General features: G+C 56.4%; 2 protein-coding genes and 1 pseudogene. 1 reads left to right on the top strand and 2 read right to left on the bottom strand.

What is annotated here, in order from left to right; genetic code table 11:
- Positions 1-523: 523 nt before the first annotated feature.
- Positions 524-631: pseudogene (locus ACQ4V8_RS21715) on the top strand (LysR family transcriptional regulator); the annotation flags it as partial.
- 204 nt (positions 632-835) lie between these two features.
- Here ACQ4V8_RS21715 and ACQ4V8_RS21710 read toward each other — a convergent pair.
- Both ACQ4V8_RS21710 and ACQ4V8_RS21705 read right to left on the bottom strand, forming a co-directional pair.
- Positions 836-2338, bottom strand: coding sequence for a DUF3482 domain-containing protein (locus ACQ4V8_RS21710; RefSeq protein ID WP_070345960.1), 1503 nt, complete (start codon positions 2336-2338; stop codon positions 836-838).
- A complete protein-coding gene (locus ACQ4V8_RS21705) occupies positions 2335-3813 on the bottom strand; it encodes a DUF2868 domain-containing protein (RefSeq protein WP_436572186.1) in 1479 nt (492 codons plus the stop codon). The genes ACQ4V8_RS21710 and ACQ4V8_RS21705 overlap by 4 nt, the downstream gene beginning before the upstream one ends.
- Positions 3814-4370 lie beyond the last annotated feature (557 nt).

Genomic DNA, 4370 nt, shown 5'->3' with positions numbered 1-4370 from the left:
ATATTTTAAGTTTTACAGCGATCCGAAGATCGCTGCTGCACTTACATCAAATGCCCACACTTATCGACTGTTAATTGTTAAAGAACGTATTCGGTACTACTTATTTACCACTCTCGCGCTATCGACAAAGCGTTGTGTTTGTCAGCTGCGAAGAAGAAAGAGTATGAAGCATTTCGCTAAATCCGTCAACCTTCTTTTTTACTACCCAGCCCTTGAAGGCTGTCCCTTTTGTGCAGCAAACTAGTGCGTCTCATTGGGGAGGCGAACTATAGCAAAGCTGCCCATAGGCGGCAAGCTTTATTTCAACAATGTTCCCAGCCAAGCGGAACCAAGGTCGGACAGGATGTCGATGGATGCGTTGATGGTACTGGCGCCACATCCGAATACAAGCAGGTAGTTCACAATTGCAGTATCCGCATTGGGTGATTAATCGATGAAAAATACACCGCCGCTGAAAGGTCTACGCCGATTTTCCTGGCCACCCATAAGACCCGTTTCGCCGCCACGGCGCAAGAACCAGGCAGTCAGCAAGCGCATCAGCATGCTGGAAGTGGCGCTGCAAGTGCGTTTGCTGCATCGAAGCACGCGCCGGGTCAGCATAAGTGGTCACGGCAAGAGCGTGCATCAATGGAGGCTGGACACCACGGCATCCTCTTGCACTCGACACAGGCTGTGGAAAACAGCCTGTCGCTAGACTAGCTGTTGCGCATTTTGCCCGCCTATCAACGGACTACCTATATCTATGCGATGGCCATCTGGCGGCTGTCGAACTCGGCCAAGGTCAGGGCCTGCGCACAATTTCTGCCGCAGTCGCTGCAGGCCCGCGCCTGACTAGTTACACCAGGCGCGCCACATCTGGATACAGACGCGCCAGAGTATCGGAGCTAATGGTGGTAATCACGGCGTGGACGCGCTCGGTGGCTTGCTCGGGTGATTTGTCCCGGCGCACATCTTTCCACAACTCAAGCAAAGCAGCATCGTGGCACGCAACCGCTTGCTCCACCTCATCTTGCCAAAATGTCGGTGCCTCGCCTTCCACAAAGTTGCCGCGGCCACGGCCAAAGTGCGCCACCGCCAGGTAACGCAGCACGCCCGCCACCACCAGGGTACGCAAGAAAGCATCGCTAAATTGCATGCTGGGTTCATTACGCTCTGTACCGGAATTAAAACCCCAGGCTGCGCCGGCAAACGTCAATGCGCCGACCACACCGCCAAGCAAAGCCCCCGTGCCCAGGGTCAGGCCGCCAGAAATCAGGTCGGCCGACAAGCCCGTTGCCGCACCGGAAATCATAGCCCCCAATAGCCCCGCTTGCGCCTTGTCGATCGGCGCGCGCACGGTAAAATTGTCACGTACCCGCGCATTAATCTTGTGCGCATCGGTGGGGTCGAGTTTGTGCAAGATCAACAGCTCGCGTGTCGTTTCACTGCTGTGCGTATTGAGTCGCGCCACCAGGCTGGCCATCGCCTTTTCCTGACGTTGCTGCTCTGCATTCTTACCTATACCCACTACCTGCAAAACCGATTTCAGCAAGCCCTTGGAGACGGGCTCAATGGCGTCACGATCCTGGGCTGCGACGGCCAGCTGCACAGCCAGCAAGCGCATGGCCTGCTGGAAGCGCGCCATATTCTCCGCTTGCCAGGCAGCAAACAAACGCGCATAGCCAGCTTGCTGCGGCTGTGGCAACAATTTACCCATGGCTTCGTAAAACACGCGCTCATGTACCCAGCAGCGGGCAAAGGCATCGAGCGCCAGGACGTCGCGCACAATGCCATACTGCTGCAAATGTTCGCGCCAGCGCGCCTGCTCGCTGTGCTCCTCATTACCTGGACGTGGCGGCCCCATCTGATTGAGCAAAACCACCACGGGCTTGCCCAGCCATTCGAGGATTTTCATTTCTGCCGGCAAGTAACCCGCATCCTTAGGATGTTCCGAGGAATTCACCAGATACAGCACCACGTCGGCAGCATCCTTGGCCGTGCGCAACGCTTGCTGGCTGAGCCAGAACGGACGGTCGCGATAACGGTCCAATACTTCGCGCAAGAACCAGCCGATAGGGTTGCCAGCCTGCCCCAAGCGCTTGAGCAGGCGCACGGAATCGCCAAAGCCGGGCGTATCCCACAGTTGCAGGACATCGCCCTGCGGGGTCGCCAGCAAGGTATGCGACTCCGCAAACACGGTCACGTGGGCGGCGTCGCGCACTTCGCCGATATCGACACCCACCAGGGTGCGTGCCAGGGTGGTCTTACCATTATTCGTATGTGAAATCAGTGCAAACTGAATTTGCACCGCATCATCCTGTCCCTCTTTATTTACATTCACACTCACATTCACACTCATGCTACGGCCGATACTTTCAAGCCAACACCAGCATCAAGCGGGTGCAAGCCAGGATTGAGCAAATTGACCAAGGTGGCCGGGGCTTGATGGAAGAGGCAGAACTGTTGCCACAACGCGACTCTTTCCGCCAAGCGGGCGGCATTCTGCACCTGCTCGCCAGCGCGCTCCAGATAACTGGACTCATCAATCAGGACGGCGATGCCGCGTGTTGACGATTGCACCAGGTAATCGAGGAAGGCGCCATGATTTTCCTTTTCCGGCGTCGCCGTCAGATTGAATAGCACGGCCGTAATATTGACTTGCGGATCGTCCAAGTTGGTGCCGGGCAGGACGTCCTGCGGCTCTTCGCCATACGACGTCGATGGACGCAACATCATGCGCCCCTGCTCGCCAAACAGCATGATGGATAGCTCGCCCAAGCCCTTGTGGCGTGCCTCATCGACAGTGAAGCTGTACGGCAAGACGCGCAGCATGCCACCCGTGGCCACGCCGATGCTTTCATTGAGCTTGCGGAAATATGGTTGATCCAGATCCATTGGAAAGTGCTTGGCCAAACGGGCGGCACGCCAATGATTGAGCAGGGCCAGGATCAGGCGGGGAACAACAACCAGCAAGAAAATCGTTGCCGCATACAAATGCACCCAGCGCGCGCCGCCCTCCACGGTCGTCGTTTGCGGGAAACGCAGCGCCTCGATTTCCGCCAGCGAAAAACCTTGTAAATGGAACAGGGCAATAGCTGGTGCAAACAGAGTCGAAAGCAGGCTATGCACTTGGCCGGCATTCAGAAAAGTACTTTCCCAGCCAGCCGCGTACTGTGACAGGAAACCGCGTGTGTACAGCGAGGCGACGGCGCCGATAGCGAACATGGCGGCGCTCAAGTGAATGGTACGGCTCAGACGCGCTGCCGTCAGCTTAGCGCTCAAGTGTGCCCATTCCCCCATGAAACTGAGCAAGCCCGAGGACAAGGCGTGCGGCAGCTTGCGCGGCAGGGCCAGCCGGCCCACGCTCAGGTGGCGCACCAGCCCCGCCTTCGGCCAACTCAGGGAGCGCGAGGAAATACATAGCCAGATCAACAAACTCAGGAAGACCAGCACGTTCCAGGCGATGATCAGCAGCAAAGGCGCCGACAGCAGGTCGACGCGGTGGGGATCAGTGATGCGGTCAAGTCCGGCCCCCAACAGCAGGCCCAACAACGGCAAGGTCAGCGCCAGAGTCTTCATACCTGGGCGACGCTTCGCAAAGGCAGCGAAGGCGGGGGTGCGCTCGGTGATACGCTTGATGATCAGCTCGGAGCGCTGCTGCAGGAAGTCGTCAGCCGTGACTTCGGCCTGCTTACCCGAAGCCTGCCACTGAGCAAGTTCGCGCGCGCTGCGGCTGGCGTACATGCGGTCATCCTCGCTAAGGACTTCTTTTTTCTGGTCGGCCGTTTCAATAGCACGGACCAAGACCACTTCTCTCGCAATCTGCTCGTTCATGGAACTCCTGTTTTTATATGAAACGACAACTCAACAGGGCGATTGTGACGTAATTTTGCGTTCCAAGCCAACGCGTCCTGGCCCCAAAGCAAGTTCTACAACAGATACATCAAAAAAGAAGCAATCCAGGCAGACCATAAGGTGTATATGAAAATTGCTTACTTTGAAACCATGGCTACCAGCGGGGGCTGCCGCTAAACCCCACTGACATCATACGTAAAAAGTAAATCTAGTCGACAACTTCGGCTAACTTCGCCTTAATTACGCAAAAATATGCGCTAACACTTACAATTCAGCTGCGATTAGACAGCAGATAGGCAACGATGATGGGCCGCTGGGCGCAGAGATGTTGATAATCCATCCGTATATGTGCTTATGGTCTATGCAACACTGTAGCGCTGAACAGCCGGGGTCGGCCCCCCCCAGCCTTCGCTTGGGCTCACTAAAACCAGCAGACGAAAAAAAACCCCACCATCACTGGCGGGGTTTTTCTCAAGGTGGAACAGCCGGGGGCTGTTGCACCAAATAACAAGCCTGACGATAACCTACTTTCACAC

The organism is Janthinobacterium paucivorans (genome assembly GCF_051380805.1).
GTDB lineage: Bacteria > Pseudomonadota > Gammaproteobacteria > Burkholderiales > Burkholderiaceae_D > Janthinobacterium > Janthinobacterium lividum_D.
Note: the sequence above shows the minus strand (reverse complement) of the source record. Positions and strands in the feature narration are given on the sequence as shown.